At 38.5% G+C, this 16,254-nt stretch carries 16 protein-coding genes; 13 read left to right on the top strand and 3 right to left on the bottom strand.

The genetic code is table 11. From position 1 onward, the window contains the following. The first annotated feature begins 87 nt into the window (after positions 1 to 87). The 11 genes from B5P37_RS04210 (at position 88) to B5P37_RS04160 (ending at position 11,560) form a co-directional block, all read left to right on the top strand. The gene (locus B5P37_RS04210) at positions 88 to 1,095 is read left to right on the top strand and encodes an ABC transporter ATP-binding protein (protein WP_085237052.1); all 1,008 of its coding nucleotides are present in this window, start codon (positions 88 to 90) and stop codon (positions 1,093 to 1,095) included. Continuing rightward, a complete protein-coding gene (locus tag B5P37_RS04205; protein ID WP_085237051.1) occupies positions 1,092 to 2,081 on the top strand; it encodes an ABC transporter ATP-binding protein in 990 nt (329 codons plus the stop codon). Before B5P37_RS04210 ends, B5P37_RS04205 begins: the two co-directional genes overlap by 4 nt. Further along, positions 2,078 to 3,040 carry an oligopeptide ABC transporter permease gene (opp4B, locus tag B5P37_RS04200; RefSeq protein ID WP_085237050.1) on the top strand — a complete coding sequence of 321 codons (963 nt, stop codon included), beginning with the start codon at positions 2,078 to 2,080 and terminating at the stop codon, positions 3,038 to 3,040. The genes B5P37_RS04205 and opp4B (B5P37_RS04200) overlap by 4 nt, the downstream gene beginning before the upstream one ends. A 10-nt stretch (positions 3,041 to 3,050) precedes the next feature. Then, positions 3,051 to 3,944 (top strand): oligopeptide ABC transporter permease, encoded by an 894-nt coding sequence (opp4C, locus tag B5P37_RS04195; protein WP_085237049.1) that lies wholly within the window; start codon positions 3,051 to 3,053, stop codon positions 3,942 to 3,944. A 344-nt stretch (positions 3,945 to 4,288) separates the two neighbouring features. Further along, positions 4,289 to 6,007, top strand: a complete 1,719-nt coding sequence (gene opp4A / locus B5P37_RS04190; protein ID WP_085237048.1) for an oligopeptide ABC transporter substrate-binding protein — start codon at positions 4,289 to 4,291, stop codon at positions 6,005 to 6,007. A gap of 151 nt (positions 6,008 to 6,158) precedes the next feature. After that, the gene (locus B5P37_RS04185; RefSeq protein WP_085237047.1) at positions 6,159 to 7,169 is read left to right on the top strand and encodes an ABC transporter ATP-binding protein; all 1,011 of its coding nucleotides are present in this window, start codon (positions 6,159 to 6,161) and stop codon (positions 7,167 to 7,169) included. Next, entirely contained in the window at positions 7,162 to 8,148 is a 987-nt protein-coding gene (locus tag B5P37_RS04180) for an ABC transporter ATP-binding protein (protein WP_103322027.1), read from the top strand. Before B5P37_RS04185 ends, B5P37_RS04180 begins: the two co-directional genes overlap by 8 nt. Beyond that, the gene (gene opp4B, locus B5P37_RS04175; protein WP_085237045.1) at positions 8,145 to 9,107 is read left to right on the top strand and encodes an oligopeptide ABC transporter permease; all 963 of its coding nucleotides are present in this window, start codon (positions 8,145 to 8,147) and stop codon (positions 9,105 to 9,107) included. Before B5P37_RS04180 ends, opp4B (B5P37_RS04175) begins: the two co-directional genes overlap by 4 nt. 13 nt (positions 9,108 to 9,120) lie before the next feature. Next, positions 9,121 to 10,014: an oligopeptide ABC transporter permease gene (gene opp4C, locus B5P37_RS04170; protein WP_085237044.1), complete on the top strand. Its 894-nt coding sequence runs from the start codon at positions 9,121 to 9,123 to the stop codon at positions 10,012 to 10,014. A gap of 79 nt (positions 10,015 to 10,093) precedes the next feature. Continuing rightward, positions 10,094 to 11,230 (top strand): Rho termination factor N-terminal domain-containing protein, encoded by a 1,137-nt coding sequence (locus tag B5P37_RS04165; protein WP_085237043.1) that lies wholly within the window; start codon positions 10,094 to 10,096, stop codon positions 11,228 to 11,230. Positions 11,231 to 11,302: 72 nt separating this feature from the next. Then, positions 11,303 to 11,560 (top strand): hypothetical protein, encoded by a 258-nt coding sequence (locus B5P37_RS04160; RefSeq protein ID WP_085237042.1) that lies wholly within the window; start codon positions 11,303 to 11,305, stop codon positions 11,558 to 11,560. Positions 11,561 to 11,762: 202 nt separating this feature from the next. Here B5P37_RS04160 and sdaAA read toward each other — a convergent pair whose 3' ends face one another. Genes sdaAA through B5P37_RS04145 form a run of 3 tightly spaced genes read right to left on the bottom strand, consistent with a single transcriptional unit; the run spans position 11,763 to position 14,406 of the window. Further along, positions 11,763 to 12,662, bottom strand: a complete 900-nt coding sequence (sdaAA, locus tag B5P37_RS04155) for an L-serine ammonia-lyase, iron-sulfur-dependent, subunit alpha (RefSeq protein WP_085237041.1) — start codon at positions 12,660 to 12,662, stop codon at positions 11,763 to 11,765. Positions 12,663 to 12,677: 15 nt separating this feature from the next. After that, positions 12,678 to 13,355: an L-serine ammonia-lyase, iron-sulfur-dependent subunit beta gene (gene sdaAB, locus B5P37_RS04150; RefSeq protein WP_085237040.1), complete on the bottom strand. Its 678-nt coding sequence runs from the start codon at positions 13,353 to 13,355 to the stop codon at positions 12,678 to 12,680. A 19-nt stretch (positions 13,356 to 13,374) separates the two neighbouring features. Then, positions 13,375 to 14,406 carry a PTS sugar transporter subunit IIC gene (locus B5P37_RS04145; protein WP_085237039.1) on the bottom strand — a complete coding sequence of 344 codons (1,032 nt, stop codon included), beginning with the start codon at positions 14,404 to 14,406 and terminating at the stop codon, positions 13,375 to 13,377. Positions 14,407 to 14,906: 500 nt separating this feature from the next. Between B5P37_RS04145 and B5P37_RS04140 the strand changes: the two genes are divergently transcribed. Next, positions 14,907 to 15,086 (top strand): hypothetical protein, encoded by a 180-nt coding sequence (locus B5P37_RS04140; protein ID WP_085237038.1) that lies wholly within the window; start codon positions 14,907 to 14,909, stop codon positions 15,084 to 15,086. A gap of 173 nt (positions 15,087 to 15,259) precedes the next feature. Continuing rightward, entirely contained in the window at positions 15,260 to 16,069 is an 810-nt protein-coding gene (locus tag B5P37_RS04135; protein ID WP_085237037.1) for a metallophosphoesterase, read from the top strand. Positions 16,070 to 16,254: the final 185 nt, after the last annotated feature.

Below are 16,254 nucleotides of genomic sequence, written 5' to 3'. Positions count from 1 at the left end.
ATCGTCTCTTCCCTTTTCTTTTATTCTGAATCGATATAAAACGATGTAGGAATAGGATATGAATGTGTATTGGAAATGGAGGATTTTATGGAAAGCACGCATTTATTAGAAATCAATAACTTAACCACGACATTTGATATTGAGGGACAACATTATGAAGCGATTTCGCATATCAATTTAAAAGTAAAAAAAGGTGAGATTTTAGGGATTGTTGGAGAGTCAGGTTCAGGGAAATCCGTGTTAAGCCTTTCTATTTTGAAACTCTTACCAGAAAAAATTGCAAACTTTGCCTCTGGAGAAGTGTGGTATCGCGGTACACAGATTGACCAATATGATAATCAACAAATGAATCAGGTGAGAGGAAAAGAAATTGCGATGATTTTCCAGGAGCCGATGACATCATTAAATCCGGTCTTCACGATTGGTGATCAATTGATGGAAATGTTAATTTTACATTTAAAACTATCTAAAGCCGAGGCGAAAACACAAGCAGTGTCATTGTTGGAAAAAGTTGGGATTCCAAGGGCAAATAAAGTCATGAAGGAATATCCACATCAACTCTCAGGTGGGATGCGACAACGTGTGATGATTGCGATGGCGATTTCTTGTTCACCGTCGTTGTTGATTGCAGATGAGCCGACAACGGCTTTAGATGTGACAGTACAAGCACAAATACTCGAATTGTTGAAGGACATTCAAAAAAATATAGAGATGAGTATCATTTTTATTTCTCATGATTTAGGGGTCATCGCAGAGATTTGTGATCGTGTGGCAGTCATGTATGCTGGAGAAATTGTGGAAACAGCAAATGTCGAGGAGATTTTCAGTCAACCTAAGCACCCTTATACGCAATTGTTACTCAAAGCGATTCCAAGATTAGATCAAAAACAGGAAAAATTAGAGACCATTCGTGGCATGGTTCCGAGTTTGCAAGAACTTCCTAAAAACGGCTGTCGTTTTGAGAATCGATGTCCATATGCAATGTCTGTTTGTCAGTCACAACGTCCTGAAAATCGCTATTTTAATCATCAACATCAAGTGCTTTGTCATCTTTATCAACAAGATGAGTCATTGAAAGAGGGGGTCCAACTATGACACAACCCTATATTTTAGAGGTAAATCATTTGAAGCAGTATTATCCGATAAGAGCAGGCATCTTTAAAAGGAAAGTGGGAGAGGTGAAAGCCGTTGACGACATTTCTTTTAAGATAAAAAAAGGACAGACTGTCGGGCTTGTTGGTGAATCAGGATGTGGCAAATCATCAGCAGGACGCTCTATTTTATGCTTACAAAAAGCAACAGCGGGTGAAATTATATTTTGCGGACAAGATCTGACAAAACTAAAAGGGAAAGCATTGAGGGAAGCGAGAAAAGGATTTCAAATGGTGTTTCAAGATCCATATGCGTCACTGAATCCAATGCAAATGATTGGTGATATTGTCGGTGAACCGATTCGAAATTATTACCATAAAAAGCAGTCGGAGATTAAAGAAGAAGTGCAGCAATTATTGAAAAAAGTGGGATTGAATGACACAGATTACTATAAATATGCGCATGAATTTTCGGGTGGACAACGTCAACGTGTTGGAATTGCACGTGCCCTTGCCTTAAAACCACAACTGATTATCGCCGATGAACCTGTGAGTGCGCTCGATGTCTCTGTACAATCACAAGTGCTCAATATTATGGGGGAATTACAGCGTGACATGGGCCTCAGTTATTTGTTCATTGCACATGATTTAAGCGTTGTTAAACATGTAAGTGACTATATTTGTGTGATGTACTTAGGGCACATTTTAGAACAAGGACCTGCGAATGTGATTTATGAAAACCCGCAACATCCTTATACACAATCATTAATTTCTGCCATTCCTGAAATCGATCCGACTAAACGACGCCAACGTATTTTATTAGAAGGGGACTTACCTTCTCCAAGTCATCCGCCTGTAGGTTGTCCATTCCATACACGTTGTCCAGTAGCGGAAGCAAGGTGTGCCAAACAAAAACCGAAAGCTGTTCAAGTTGGTGAAGAACATCTTGCCGCTTGTTTATTGTTAGAAGATGGGGAGGTGTCATCATGATAGCATTGGTGATTCGTCGTTTTTTATTAATGATTCCGATGTTGATTTTGATGTCCATTGTTATTTTTACGATTGCTAAATTACAGCCGGGGGATGCTTTTACGGGTAATATGAATCCTAAATTAGGTGTGAAATACTACGAAGCCCAACGCGAGAAACTCGGTTTAAATGATCCTATCCCGGTGCAATATTTAAAATGGAGTGAGCGTGTCGTACATGGCGAATTAGGAGAATCAATTCGATATAAACGACCGGTTTTTGACTTGATTAAAGAAAGAATGCCTAACACGGTGTTATTGGGTGTCGTCAGTCTCGTCATCACATATTTACTGGCATTTCCACTAGGGATATTGGCAGGACGAAAACCTTATAGCCTTTATGACTACAGCATCCAATTACTCAACTATTTAATGTTGGCTATTCCGTCCTTTGTCGCAGGTGTCTTTGCCATTTATGCTTTTGCATTTCAAATGGGGATTTTCCCGTTTTCAGGTTCAGTTGAAATCGGATTGACGCCTGGCTCGTTGGAATACTATATAAGCAAACTGTATCATGCGATTTTGCCGGGAACGGTCTTAGGACTCCTTTCGACCGCAGGATATATACAATTTTTGAGAAATGATATTATTGAAAATGCACGTAAAGACTATATTCGTACAGCACGCGCAAAAGGATTATCTGAATCGAAAATTTATAATAAACATATCCTTAGAAATTCAATTATCCCTATTGTGACATTTTTTGGATCCGATGTGCTGTCAATATTTGGTGGTGCTGTGATTACCGAAAGTATTTTTTCATTCCCTGGTATAGGTAAACTGTTGATTGATTCAATTGTAGGCAAAGATTATCCATTAATGATGGCTTTACTATTATTCTTTTCTTTCTTAGGGTTATTAGCCAATCTAATTTCTGATGTGACATACAGTATTGTAGACCCAAGAATCAAGAGCAACTAGGGGGAAGACGATGGAAAAAGCACAGGTTAATAAAAGTAAGTCACCGTTACAAATCGCACGAAAAAAATTTTTAAAGAACAAATTGGCAATGAGTGCATCAGCCATTTTAGGAATGATTGTCATCATTTCATTTTTGGCGCCATTGATTGCACCTTATGATCCGAATGTTCAAAATCTCGTCTTGATTAAAGGGAATATGTCACCTGAACATTGGTTAGGTACAGATTCAGGCGGACGTGATATACTCAGTCGTTTACTTTATTCTGGACGTGTTTCCTTATCATTTGGTCTTTTTACCTCAATCGGATTAATGGTAATCGGCATTATCATCGGTATGATTTCCGGTTATTATGGCGGTTGGGTGGATACGGTTTTAATGCGTTTTACAGAATTTGTCATGCTATTCCCATTCATTCCATTTGCAGTCGTATTGAATGCGACTTTTGCACATAATATTGAAAACAAATATGGTTCAGCCATCGTATTAGGTCTCGTGCTGATTTTGTTATCTTGGGTAGGGATTGCCCGTATGGTAAGAGGAAAAGTTATGCAAGAAAAAGAGAACGAGTACTTTTTAGCGGCATTGTCAATTGGTACGCCTGTCTATAAAATCTTAATCAAACACTTACTACCGAATATTTTGAGTGTGATTATTGTACAGGCAACACTTGTTTTTGCTGTTCAAATTGTGGCAGAAGCGGGTCTGAGTTTCCTCGGCTTTGGGATCACGAAAGACATTCCAACATGGGGGAATATGTTGACCGATGCACAAGAAGGCGATATTTTAAGAAGCAAGCCGTGGATATGGATGCCACCTGCATTGATTATTACCATCACGATTTTATGTATTAACTTCATCGGTGAAGGATTGAAAGATGCATTAAATCCTAAGTCAAAACATTAACGGTCGTTGAAAGCACGCATCAGCGAGATAGATTTACGCTTTTATGCAAGCAGTGGATCTACAACGCGTCAAACATACGACACATTATAGTATCTTCATAGATTAGATCTGAAAACATCAATAATAAAATTAATGGGCTGGAACATAGTGTTTCAGTCCATTTTAACGTTCTAAATGCATAAAGTATGACCCTGCTATGTTAAAAAAAGATCAAAAATGATGCGTTTTTATTAAGAATATGAAGAATTATTTGTGAATTCTAAAATTTTTGTTGACAAAAAATTTAGAAAAATACGATAATAGGAGAAAGGGTTTTAAACTATTTTATTAAAGGAGGAAAATGAATGAGAAAGTCTTATCGTTATGTATTGTTTTTGACGCTGTGCATTGTACTGGTACTTTCGGCATGTGGAAAGGGCGGAAATAACACTAAAAATGAATCTGGAAAGACTGAAAAAAGTGATGCTAAGGGGGGCACGCTGACAGTGGGGTTAGCTGGTGCACCACAAGGAAATTTCCAATCTATTTTTGCGGGGAGTACTGACGATTCAGATGTGATTGGTTACTTTAACGATTCACTCATTGATTTGGATGATGATTTGAAAATTAAACCTAAAATTTTATCATGGGAAGCACATAAAGATAATGATTTAACTTACACTTTCAAAGTTAAAAAAGGAATCAAATGGCAGGATGGCAACCCATTTACAATAAATGACTGGATTTTTACATTAGAAACATTAGCCGATCCTGATTATGATGGGCCACGATACAATGGTGTAGAGATTGTTAAAGGGGCAGAAGAAAAACATAAGGGTCAAGCTGATCATATTAGTGGCATTAAAAAAATAGATGATTACACGGCGGAACTGACATTTAAAGATCATAAAGCCAATAATTTATTAGAGTTATGGACATCTGCGCCGATCAGCGAAAAAATCTTTAAAGACATTCCAGTTAAAGATATGGCAAAATCTGATGCCGTACGTAAAAATCCAATCGGTATTGGGCCATATAAAGTGAAAAATATCGTTGATGGAGAGTCTGTAGAATTGGTCAAAAATAAAGACTATTGGCAAGGAGAACCTAAAATTGACAAGATTAATCTCCGTGTCGTTGAACAAACGTCCATGACACAAGCGCTTGAAAAAGGTGACATTGACATGGCTACGATTACAGCGCCGATCGCGAAAGAAATTAAAGATAGCGGTTCAGATAATCTACAACTTCTTGAATCACCGTCAACAACTTATGCCATTATTGGTTTTGTATTAAATGATTATGATAAGAAAACACAAACAATCGGGAAAGAAAGACCGAAATATCAAAATAAAAAATTACGTCAAGCGATGGCTTACGCGATTAACCGTAAAGAATGGATTGACGCCTTTTACTACGGATATGGTCAACCATTAAATGGATTGATCCCTTCTGCACATTGGAGTGGTGCTAAAAAAGGTGATGTGAAGTCATACGATTATGATGTTGAGAAAGCGAAAAAATTATTGGATGAAGCAGGCTATAAAGATAAAGATGGCGACGGCTTCCGCGAAGATCCAGACGGCAAACCATTTGTAGTGAATTTAAAACACTATGCAGGTTCTAACCCAACATTCGAACCACGTACAGCGGCGATTAAAGGATATTGGGAAAAAGTAGGATTGAAAACAAAAGTAGAGTTAGAAGAGTTTGGTAAGTATTCGAATGATTTAGAAAATGCTTCAAAAGATATGGAAGTTTATTTCCGTACATGGCAACAAGGTGCGGATCCAGATCCATCTGGCTTATATGAATCAACAGCTTTATGGAATGAATCACGTTATAACAATCCTAAAGCAGATCAAATTTTAAAAGATGCAGTGGATACAAAAGTTGTTGGAGAGAGTAACGAGAAACGTAAAGAAAAATATTTAGAGTGGCAAAAAATCATGGCAGAAGACGTACCGGTTATTCCGGTTGTGGAATTGCGTGACGTTGTCGTTGTGAATAAAAAAGTGAAAAACTTTGAAGTCTCACTTAAAGGAACGAACCCAATTTACGAATGGGCAGTGGACGAAAAATAAGAGTAGCGTAAATATCAATGAGGAAAGGGATGAGTGACGGATAACGTCCTTCCCCTTTTCTTATATTTAAAAGAAAATGTAGTGGGAAATTAAAAATCATATGAAGTTGAGCAAATGATTTTATCTTTTAAATAGGCATAGGGGTGAAACAATGGAACAAAATCAATTGTTAGAAGTCAACCACTTAACAACAACATTTACTATAGAAGGTCAACAATATGACGCAATTTCTGATATTCATTTAGAAGTACAAGAGGGAGAAATATTAGGTGTCGTAGGAGAATCAGGCTCTGGTAAATCTGTATTAAGTTTATCCATTTTAAATCTGTTACCTGATAAGGTGGCGACGATTGAATCTGGAGAAGTGAAATATAAAGGGATGCGGATCGACAATTTGAGTCATGATAAGGTGAATCAAGTGAGAGGGAAAGAAATTGCAATGATTTTCCAAGAACCGATGACGTCCTTAAACCCCGTTTTTACGATTGGGAATCAATTAATGGAAATGATGCAACTCCACTTAAAAATTTCTAAAAACGACGCACAGCTAAAGGCGATTCAATTGTTGAAGGAGGTCGGAATACCACGTCCTGATAAAGTCATTAATGAGTATCCCCATCAATTATCAGGAGGGATGCGTCAACGCGTGATGATTGCGATGGCGATCTCTTGTTCACCGAAATTATTGATTGCAGATGAGCCAACGACGGCACTGGATGTGACGGTTCAAGCGCAAATTTTAGAACTGTTGAAGGACATACAGGAAAAAACGAAAATGGGTGTGATTTTTATTTCACATGATTTGGGTGTGATTTCAGAAATTTGTGATCGCGTGGCGGTTATGTATGCAGGTGAAATTGTTGAAACGGCACCGGTAGATGAGATTTTTAATCATCCGAAACATCCGTATACGAAATTGCTTTTAAAAGCGATTCCAAGATTGGATGTGAAACAAGATAAGCTTGAGACGATACAAGGTTCAGTACCGAGTTTAAAGGCGTTGCCTCAGGTGGGCTGTCGCTTTGCGAATAGATGTCCGCATGCGATGCCTATATGTCTTGAACAAAATACTTCTGCGACACAAATCGATAAGGATCATCAAGTGTTTTGCCATTTATATCAAGATGAGGTTCAACTGAAGGGGGAAGTGGATGATGAGTGAAAATGTATTAGAAGTTAAAAATTTAAAACAGTATTATCCCATCAGAGGCGGCGTCTTTCAACGGAAAATTGGAGAGGTTAAAGCGGTAGACGGCATTTCCTTTACAATTAAGGCTGGTCAAACGGTAGGTCTCGTTGGAGAATCCGGATGTGGAAAATCATCGGCAGGGCGTAGTATTTTATGCTTACAAAAGGCGGATGAGGGAGAAATTATTTTTTGTGGTCAAGATTTGACAAAGTTAAAAGGCAAAGCTTTACGAGAAGCGAGAAAAGGGTTTCAAATGGTGTTCCAAGATCCGTATGCATCATTGAATCCGATGCAAATGATTGGCGACATTGTTGGGGAACCGATACGAAATTATTACAATAAAAAGCAAAAAGAAATTGAAGATGAAGTGAAGGAACTGCTCCATCGTGTGGGTTTAAACGAAGCTGATTATTATAAATATGCACATGAATTTTCAGGCGGACAACGGCAACGGGTCGGTATTGCGCGTGCATTAGCACTTAAGCCTAAACTGATTATTGCTGACGAACCGGTCAGTGCACTGGATGTGTCTGTGCAATCTCAAGTTTTAAACATGATGGCTGACTTACAAGAAGAATTTGGATTGAGCTATCTCTTCATTGCGCATGACTTGAGTGTGGTCAAACATGTCAGTGATTATATTTGTGTGATGTATTTAGGCCATATATTAGAACAAGGGCCAGCTGAAGAGATTTATCAAAATCCGAAGCATCCTTATACGCAATCTTTGATTTCAGCGATCCCTGAGATTCATCCTAAAAATCGCAAAAAGAGAATTCTGTTGGAAGGCGACTTGCCTTCACCGAGTGATCCTCCAAAAGGGTGTCCATTCCATACGCGGTGTCCGGTTGCGAAAGCACAATGTGCAGAAATCAAACCACCGTCAGTAGAAGTGAGTGACAACCATTATGCAGCTTGTATTTTATTAGAAAATGGAGGAATGACAAAATGACAACATTAATTATAAGACGTTTTTTATTGATGATTCCGATGCTTTTATTAATGTCAATTGTGATTTTTACTGTAGCCAAGTTGCAGCCAGGTGATGCATTTACAGGCAACATGGATCCTAAAGCTGGGGCGAAGTATTATGAGCAAGAACGTGAGAAATTAGGACTAAACGATCCGCTCCCTGTACAATATTTGAAATGGGGTCAACGTGTTGTACAAGGTGATTTAGGAGATTCGATTCGGTATAAACGTCCTGTAATGGATTTAGTAAAGGAACGTATGCCGAATACGATTTTACTCGGTGTGATGAGTTTAGTGATTACATATTTAATCGCTTTTCCTTTAGGGATATTGTCAGGTCGAAAGCCATATAGTCTATACGATTACAGCATTCAATTTTTGAACTACTTAATGTTAGCGATTCCGTCGTTTGTGGCCGGTGTTTTTGCCATCTATATTTTTGCATTTCAATTAGGGTTGTTCCCATTTTCAGGTTCTGTGGCCATCGGATTAGAGCCAGGGACGTTCGCCTATTATGTGAGTAAAGTGTATCATGTGATTTTACCGGCGACAGTGCTCGGTCTATTGTCTACTGCGAGCTACGTTCAATTTTTAAGAAACGATATTATTGAAAATGCGCGCAAAGACTATATTCGGACAGCCCGTGCAAAAGGTTTATCCGAATCTAAAATTTACAATAAACATATTTTAAGAAATTCAATTATTCCTATCGTGACTTTTTTTGGCGCGGATGTTCTGTCTGTCTTTGGCGGTGCAGTCATTACAGAAACGATTTTTTCTTATCCAGGAATTGGAAAGTTACTGATTGAGTCCATCAGCGGTAAAGATTATCCATTGATGATGGCGTTATTATTGTTCTTCTCTTTTTTAGGACTACTTGCAAATTTAATATCGGATATTACGTATAGCATTGTTGATCCGAGAATAAAGAGTAACTAAGGAGGGGTTCAATATGGAAAAAGTTAAAAAACTAAAAAGTCAATCGCCATTAACTATCGCACGGAAAAAATTTCTTAAAAACAAACCCGCTCTGGTTGCAACGCTGATTTTAGCATTGATTGCGGTCATTTCATTTTTAGCGCCATTGCTTGCACCGTATGATCCCAACTTACAAAACTTAGTGTTAATCAAAGGGGATATGTCAGCGGAACATTGGTTAGGGACAGATTCAGGAGGCCGTGATATTTTAAGTCGCTTATTATACGCTGGACGTGTCTCATTATTGTTTGGGTTTTTTACATCTATTGGTTTAATGACAATTGGTATTTTAATCGGTATGATTTCTGGTTATTACGGGGGCTGGGTTGATACGATTTTAATGCGTTTTACAGAATTTGTAATGCTCTTTCCATTTATTCCGTTTGCAGTGGTATTAAATGCGACATTTAGCGGCAAAATTGAAAATCAATACGGGTCAGCGATTGTATTAGGGGCCGTGTTGATCGCACTGTCTTGGGTAGGGATTGCCCGGATTGTCAGAGGGAAAGTCATGCAGGAAAAAGAGAATGAGTACTTTTTAGCAGCAAAATCAATTGGTACACCTGTGCATAAAATTTTGTTCAAACATTTATTCCCAAATATTTTAAGTGTCATCATTGTACAAGCGACTTTAGTGTTTGCGGTTCAAATTGTGGCTGAAGCGGGATTAAGTTTTCTTGGCTTCGGAATTAGTAAAAGTGTTCCAACCTGGGGGAATATGCTGACAGATGCACAAGAAGGCGATATTTTAAGAGGGAAGCCGTGGATCTGGATGCCACCTGCTTTGGTGATTACGACTACGATTTTATGTATTAACTTTATCGGAGAAGGATTAAAAGATGCGCTGAATCCTAAATCGAAGCGATGAGCGATTCAGAAATGATTTAACAAATGATGCATTCCACGATACAATAAAGGTAAATGGATATCGTGGAGAGGTGTTCAAAATGACGTATAAAGATGACGAAATAGAAAATGGTTCGATGGACTTCCCACTAGAGTGGACTGACTTTTCATTTGATCAATCTGAAGTGTTTAGTGAGACGTCGATCGTAACGCTTATGAACAATTATAAGATTAAAGATATTAAAGCATTGTGTAAAAAACATGGCATTAAAGGTTATTCCAGTATGAACAAGGCAGAAATGTTAGAGCACTTTATTCTTGAGTTGGTGACGCCGGAATATATCTATGAGGAAATGATGAAAATGTCGGATTTACAAAAGCTATTGCTTTTCATCGCGGCAGATATCGATCTGATTCAAAGAGGGGTCATCACAGCAATTGAGGTCCCTGATACATTCCTTATGTTCAAACGTCGACTCTCACCTGATCCTGAGGCTGAGGTTGAAGTCATCGTTCCTGATGAAATTGTAGACCTTGTTTTAAATGTGATACAGAAAAACAGTGCATTTAGAAAAATAGCGGAAGCCTACCGTATGGTGACTGCAAGTGCGAATTTATATGGCGTACTGACCTTGAAACAATTACAAGTCATATATGAAACGTATTTAGGCGAGCAAATGCAATTGATTAAAATAGAAAAATGGTTAAATGATATTCATCTGGTGAATCCTGATTTTAAAGCCTATCGTGTCGTCAATGGGTTGATTGTAAGTACAGGTATACAACTTGAAGATATGGAATTAGTGGATTATATTTCGCATGCGATCTATTATATGCCTAAAACTAAAGCGGAGTTACTCGCCTACGAGGATACATTTTTTGGCATTGAAGAGGCGCTACAATATGAGCTTATGGACTGGTTTTTGTCTCATATTGATGATTCGCGTGTATTGGGCTTACATGTCAGTCAGTTTGTGACTGAAGTGTTACTCTTGTTAAAACATTTGCCGGACAAAAATGTGATTACACCAATCATTCAAGATTTTGTTGAGCAAGGTTTTCTGAAAAAGAGTCAAGAACAAAAAGTGATTGAAAAATTTGAAGCCGTATATCAAACGATGCCTAATTGGTTTTATCACGGTTATACGTATGATGCGTATCAAAAGCTTGGTCAAAAAGACAACAAAGGGGTTAATAACGTGATAGACTTTTATCAATACCTACAAAATAAAAAGTAACTATGGATGTATTAAATATTAAAAGCATTCAAGTACGCACTTTATTGTGCCAAGTCAAAGGGGATGAATCCCGTGTTAAAAAAATTAGCAGGGTTATTTTTGGGCATGGTCATGACAACGACGGTTGCTGAAACATATTTGATTGCGGGGACATGGCAATATTTATTACTCCAATCCATTACCTTAGCTTTTATTTTATTCTTTATTTATCATTTTATTGGTTTTCAATTACAAGAGAAGCGTCAAAACGTCACTAAAGCGCATCCATCTGTGAAAGTAGATGAGACGCGTGAAGATGAAAAAGCCATGCAACGACTCATTCAGAAATAATATAAAAAATCAAGCGTTGTGAAGAAATTTAAGTTACAGATTTCTTCACAGCGCTTTTATATGTTGATACGAAGCATAGAACTGTATAACTCATCAGGTGTGCGTCAATAGCAATGCAGTTTTGCCATGTATGAATGGCTATATTGCTTTGACAAATGGTTTGGTTGTGCGGTGCATCAAATGTTTCTGCGTACTTCGACAATTATGAAAAGACTTCAGACGGTTTAGAATCACCGAAAATTTTAGCTTTAATGGCTTCACCAGTGGGTGTGCCGGCAAGGCCTCCAAGTCCGGTTTCACGCAAAGAAGCAGGTAAGTTTCGACCTACTTTATCCATTGCCATAATGACTTCATCGACCGGAATGCGACTTTCAACGCCAGCAAGCGCAAGATCAGCACAAATCAACGCGTTACCAGAGCCAATCGCATTGCGCATCACGCAAGGAATTTCGACTAATCCAGCGACAGGATCGCAAACGAGACCGAGTAAGTTGCTTAAACTTAGTGCGATGGCATGACCCGATTGTTCAGGCGTGCCGCCAAAAATTTCAACAGCAGCGGCAGCAGCAATGGCTGAAGCGGTACCAACCTCAGCTTGGCACCCCCCTGTCGCACCTGCAACCGAGGCATTATTGGCAATCATCATCCCGGACATCGAAGCCGCGAATAGAAATTGAATCATTTGTTCATTGCTTAAATGATGTGATGCTTCTAATTTTAACAAGGCGCCTGGAATCGTGCCGGATGAGCCTGCAGTAGGCGTTGCACAAATAATTCCCATCGCTGCATTCACTTCATTTGTTGCGATCGCACCTTCTACCGCTGATAACATGTCGAATCCAGATAAAGCTTGATGATTTTGGTTGTATTGATGTACTTTTATTGCATCTTGACCTGTATATCCGGTAACGCTTTTGACGCCTTTGCCCGTTGTTCCTTTTTTTACAGCCTCTCGCATGACATCTAAATTTTGTTGCATCATTTCATAGACGGCATGACGTGTCATTTTGCGCGTGGCCATTTCATGTTGAATCATAATTTCAGAAAAAGTGGTTTCATTTTCATTGGCATAAGTGATTAATTCTCGCATTGTATCAAACATGTCTATCCCTCCAAATTATTCGATATATGAAAAATTCAAGTGTTGACGATTGTTCTTGATTGTTGACAAAATTGCCTTGTCGATGGGTTGATTCAAGTGTAAAGCGAGTAGGCAATGCGTCCCACGTCTCGTTTTAATTTCCTCATTGATATCGATTCCGTGAGCAATCATTTCGTTAATGAGATGGTTGGCTTCAGATACAGTACAATCCCCATCAATCACAAGAATAGGCGGTGTATGCGACATGAGAATGCACATGTGGTTGACATGAATGCTTTTAACTTTAAATGCACCACCTCCGATAGAAATACCATTGAGTTCAACATGTCGGTCACGATAATCGATTTGAATGAGTGCACAATTTGGATGTTCACCCAAGCTTGGGCCGGCATTTTCAACAAAGTCGAAATCAATACCAGCTGCTTTTGCCATTTTTGTAGCATGTTTAATGCGTGAATCAAAGGTACTCAATCCAAGTAATCCACCGATGATCGCTAAATCTGTCCCGTGACCTTGATGCGTTTCGGCAAATGATTCATAATAGTCGATTTTAATTGTCTCAGGTGTCTCACCGAGGACAGCGCGTGCAGCTTGTCCAATTTTCACTGCACCTGCTGTATGTGAACTTGAAGGGCCCATCATAACAGGACCAATAATATCAAAAGCACTTTGGAAATCTTTTGTACGTGCCATAAAATCATCCACTCCTTATTTAATTGGTTTGTTGTTTAATGCGAGGCACATGGATGTTGAAAGGACTGTGTTTTTTATTGATGAATGTTCCGATAAATATGCTAAGGATGATACTGATCAGTGCAACAACGATAATGGTAATAAGAGTCGGTAACAATTTGTTGAAACCTAGGGCTACAATTGGGCCAGCAATGGGGGTCGCCATGCCGGGTTGATTGACCATGATGCCCATATAGGTAATAAATAAGCCATTGACCATACCGATGATTGCATTGGTGCCGTAGAGTTGAATCGGATATTGTGCAATCGTGTCGATTTGTGTAAGGGGTTCTACCGCGACAGCGAAAGCTTTTCCTGAATTACCGATTTTTAATTTTTTAAACAGCACAAAATTGACAAATGAACTTCCCATACATCCGATTGCACCAATGGCCATCGGAATGCCCGTGAGTCCTAATAAACTGGTAAATACCATTGAACTTAATGGGGTCATGCCTACAACTGGGACAATTGCGCCGATGACCAAGGCCAGTGCGTATGGATTGTGATCACCGACTGCTGTGATGGCGGTACCGATTTGTTTAAGGACAGCAGTCACACTCGGTGAAACAATTGTCGCAATGCCAAATGCCAGTGCAGGAGATAATAAAATGACGGCAATCAGATCCAAACCTTCAGGAATATATTTTTCAAGCCATTGAATACCGAATGAGATACAATATGCGGCGATGAATGCCGGTAATAGTTTAAAATCAAATAAAACAAGTCCGGTTAACACTGCAAACACAGGATGAATACCGAACTTTAAACAAGTGAGAATGCCCACCGCAACACCGCTTAAGCTGCCAGCCACATCCCCTAATTTAATAAAATATTCTGAATGAAATACACCACCAATGGCATATTTTAAAAAGGCCTCTGGCAAAAATGAGGCGCAAGCCGCACCAGACAGTGCTTGTAAACTGACTTTACCATTTGGGGCGAATTTCAAAAATAAAGTCATTGCTAATAACACAACGAGTAATGTCCCAATGCCTAAAATAAAATCCATTTAACGTTCCTTCTCTCTGTGAGTTAATTAGATAGCTATCTCAAACAATCCCCATTCTAGGTGCTTTCTTCATCTTGTGCAAGCCCTTACATAGCCATGAATGCGACCTCTTTAATGAAAATAAATATTTGAAAATAAAAATATAAAGATTGTGAAATATAGTATGTATAAAATGACTGATAATAATGATATTTATAACTATATTTCACTTTAAAGTTTTATCTAGTTAAATTAAAAATAAATATTTGACATATTTGTGAAAACTTTAAAGAGTTAATATTATTAATTTTCTAATATTATAAAGGGGAATAAAATATAATAATAGTGTAAATTGTAAATGATGCTTTCGAGGGAATCAATGTCACTTAAAAACCTCGTGAAATTTGTTAATCATTTGTGATGATTATGTGAAATTGGTCACATAATTATAGTCATTTTATTTTAAAGGCGTATAATGAAGTTAAGGAAGAGAAAGTAATTAATAAAAGGATGTGTGTATGATGAGAGAGGCCATTTTAGCATTAATTCAATCTAACGAAAGTTGCTATGATATTTACATTCATACGGGTGTGAGTCAAGGTATCATTTCGGATTTGAGATCAGGCTATCGTACGTTGGATGACGTATCTTTAAAAGATGCAGAACGTCTATATGACTATGCGCAACGCCTTGCAGCATAACAATCTTTTAAACAATCAACATGAATATAGAGCGAGTGATCCCCTTCAATGTAGCCATTAAAAAATGACTGCGTGGAAGGGGGTTTGTTTCATCCATTGGTTTAACTGAGGAGGCATTCAACTACAAGTGTTGTGTATCATTTGAGATAATGATGGATATAGGGGGTGGATTCATGAACATTGGGACGATTGCTGATCTTCATTTTGATCGGCATCCCTATTTAACCGAAGCGGATTATTTAGACGCTTTGGTGCGTCTAATTGAGGAAGCACAATTAGACATTTTAATCATTGCCGGAGATATTTCTAATCACCATACGACAACATTAGATTTTGTGACACAATTAACATCCCTGACAGCGTCGGCGATATATTTTGTACCGGGCAATCATGACATTTGGCGCCACAATGATGAAAAGTTGTCTACGTCACAAATTTTGCAGTTGTATAAGGCCCATCCTCAATGTTTAATGGGTTCGCCTGTGGTTTACAACAATTATGTGATTACCGGGCATATGGGTTGGTATGATTACAGTTTCGCTGCGGATCGATTTTCGTATGAGAAGTTGCGCCGTGGAAAACATTATGGTGCAACTTGGCAAGATAAAGTGCATACGGCATTTGAAATGAGTGATCCAAAGTTATCTCAACATTTTGCGAACGAGGTGTATCACGAACTTTCACGTTACCCAAATCATTCCGTTATTTTGGTGACGCATGTTGTGACTCATCCTCAATTTACCGTACCGATGCCGCACCGTATTTTTGATTTTTTTAACGGATTTATCGGAACGAGTGATTTTCAAACGTTGTATGACACATTTGATATTCAATATAGTGTGATGGGGCATGTCCATTTTAGAAAGCGAGTCGTAGAAGGGAAAACGACTTATCTTTGTCCGTGTTTAGGATATCCGAGAGAATGGCGGACGGATGACATCAATGTGGAAATGCGTCGTGCGTTACAGGTCATTAAGTTGTAAAAGCAACAGTATTAACAACCGCTTCTATGGATATGGCTATCACTTCAAAAGTGCCAAGCCATGACAAATTTTTTAAACTGGCGTATGAACAAGGTCTGATTAGGTTTTGATCAATTAAAAAAAGCCAATGCGCGGGGTTCGCATTGGCTTCGCTCAACTTTGATTTCTAATTATCTTTTAAGGAG

Origin of the sequence: Staphylococcus lutrae, assembly GCF_002101335.1 — a bacterium.
Lineage (GTDB): Bacteria > Bacillota > Bacilli > Staphylococcales > Staphylococcaceae > Staphylococcus > Staphylococcus lutrae.
The sequence above is the reverse complement of the archived record's forward strand: the minus strand, read 5'-3'. Positions and strand labels throughout refer to the sequence as shown.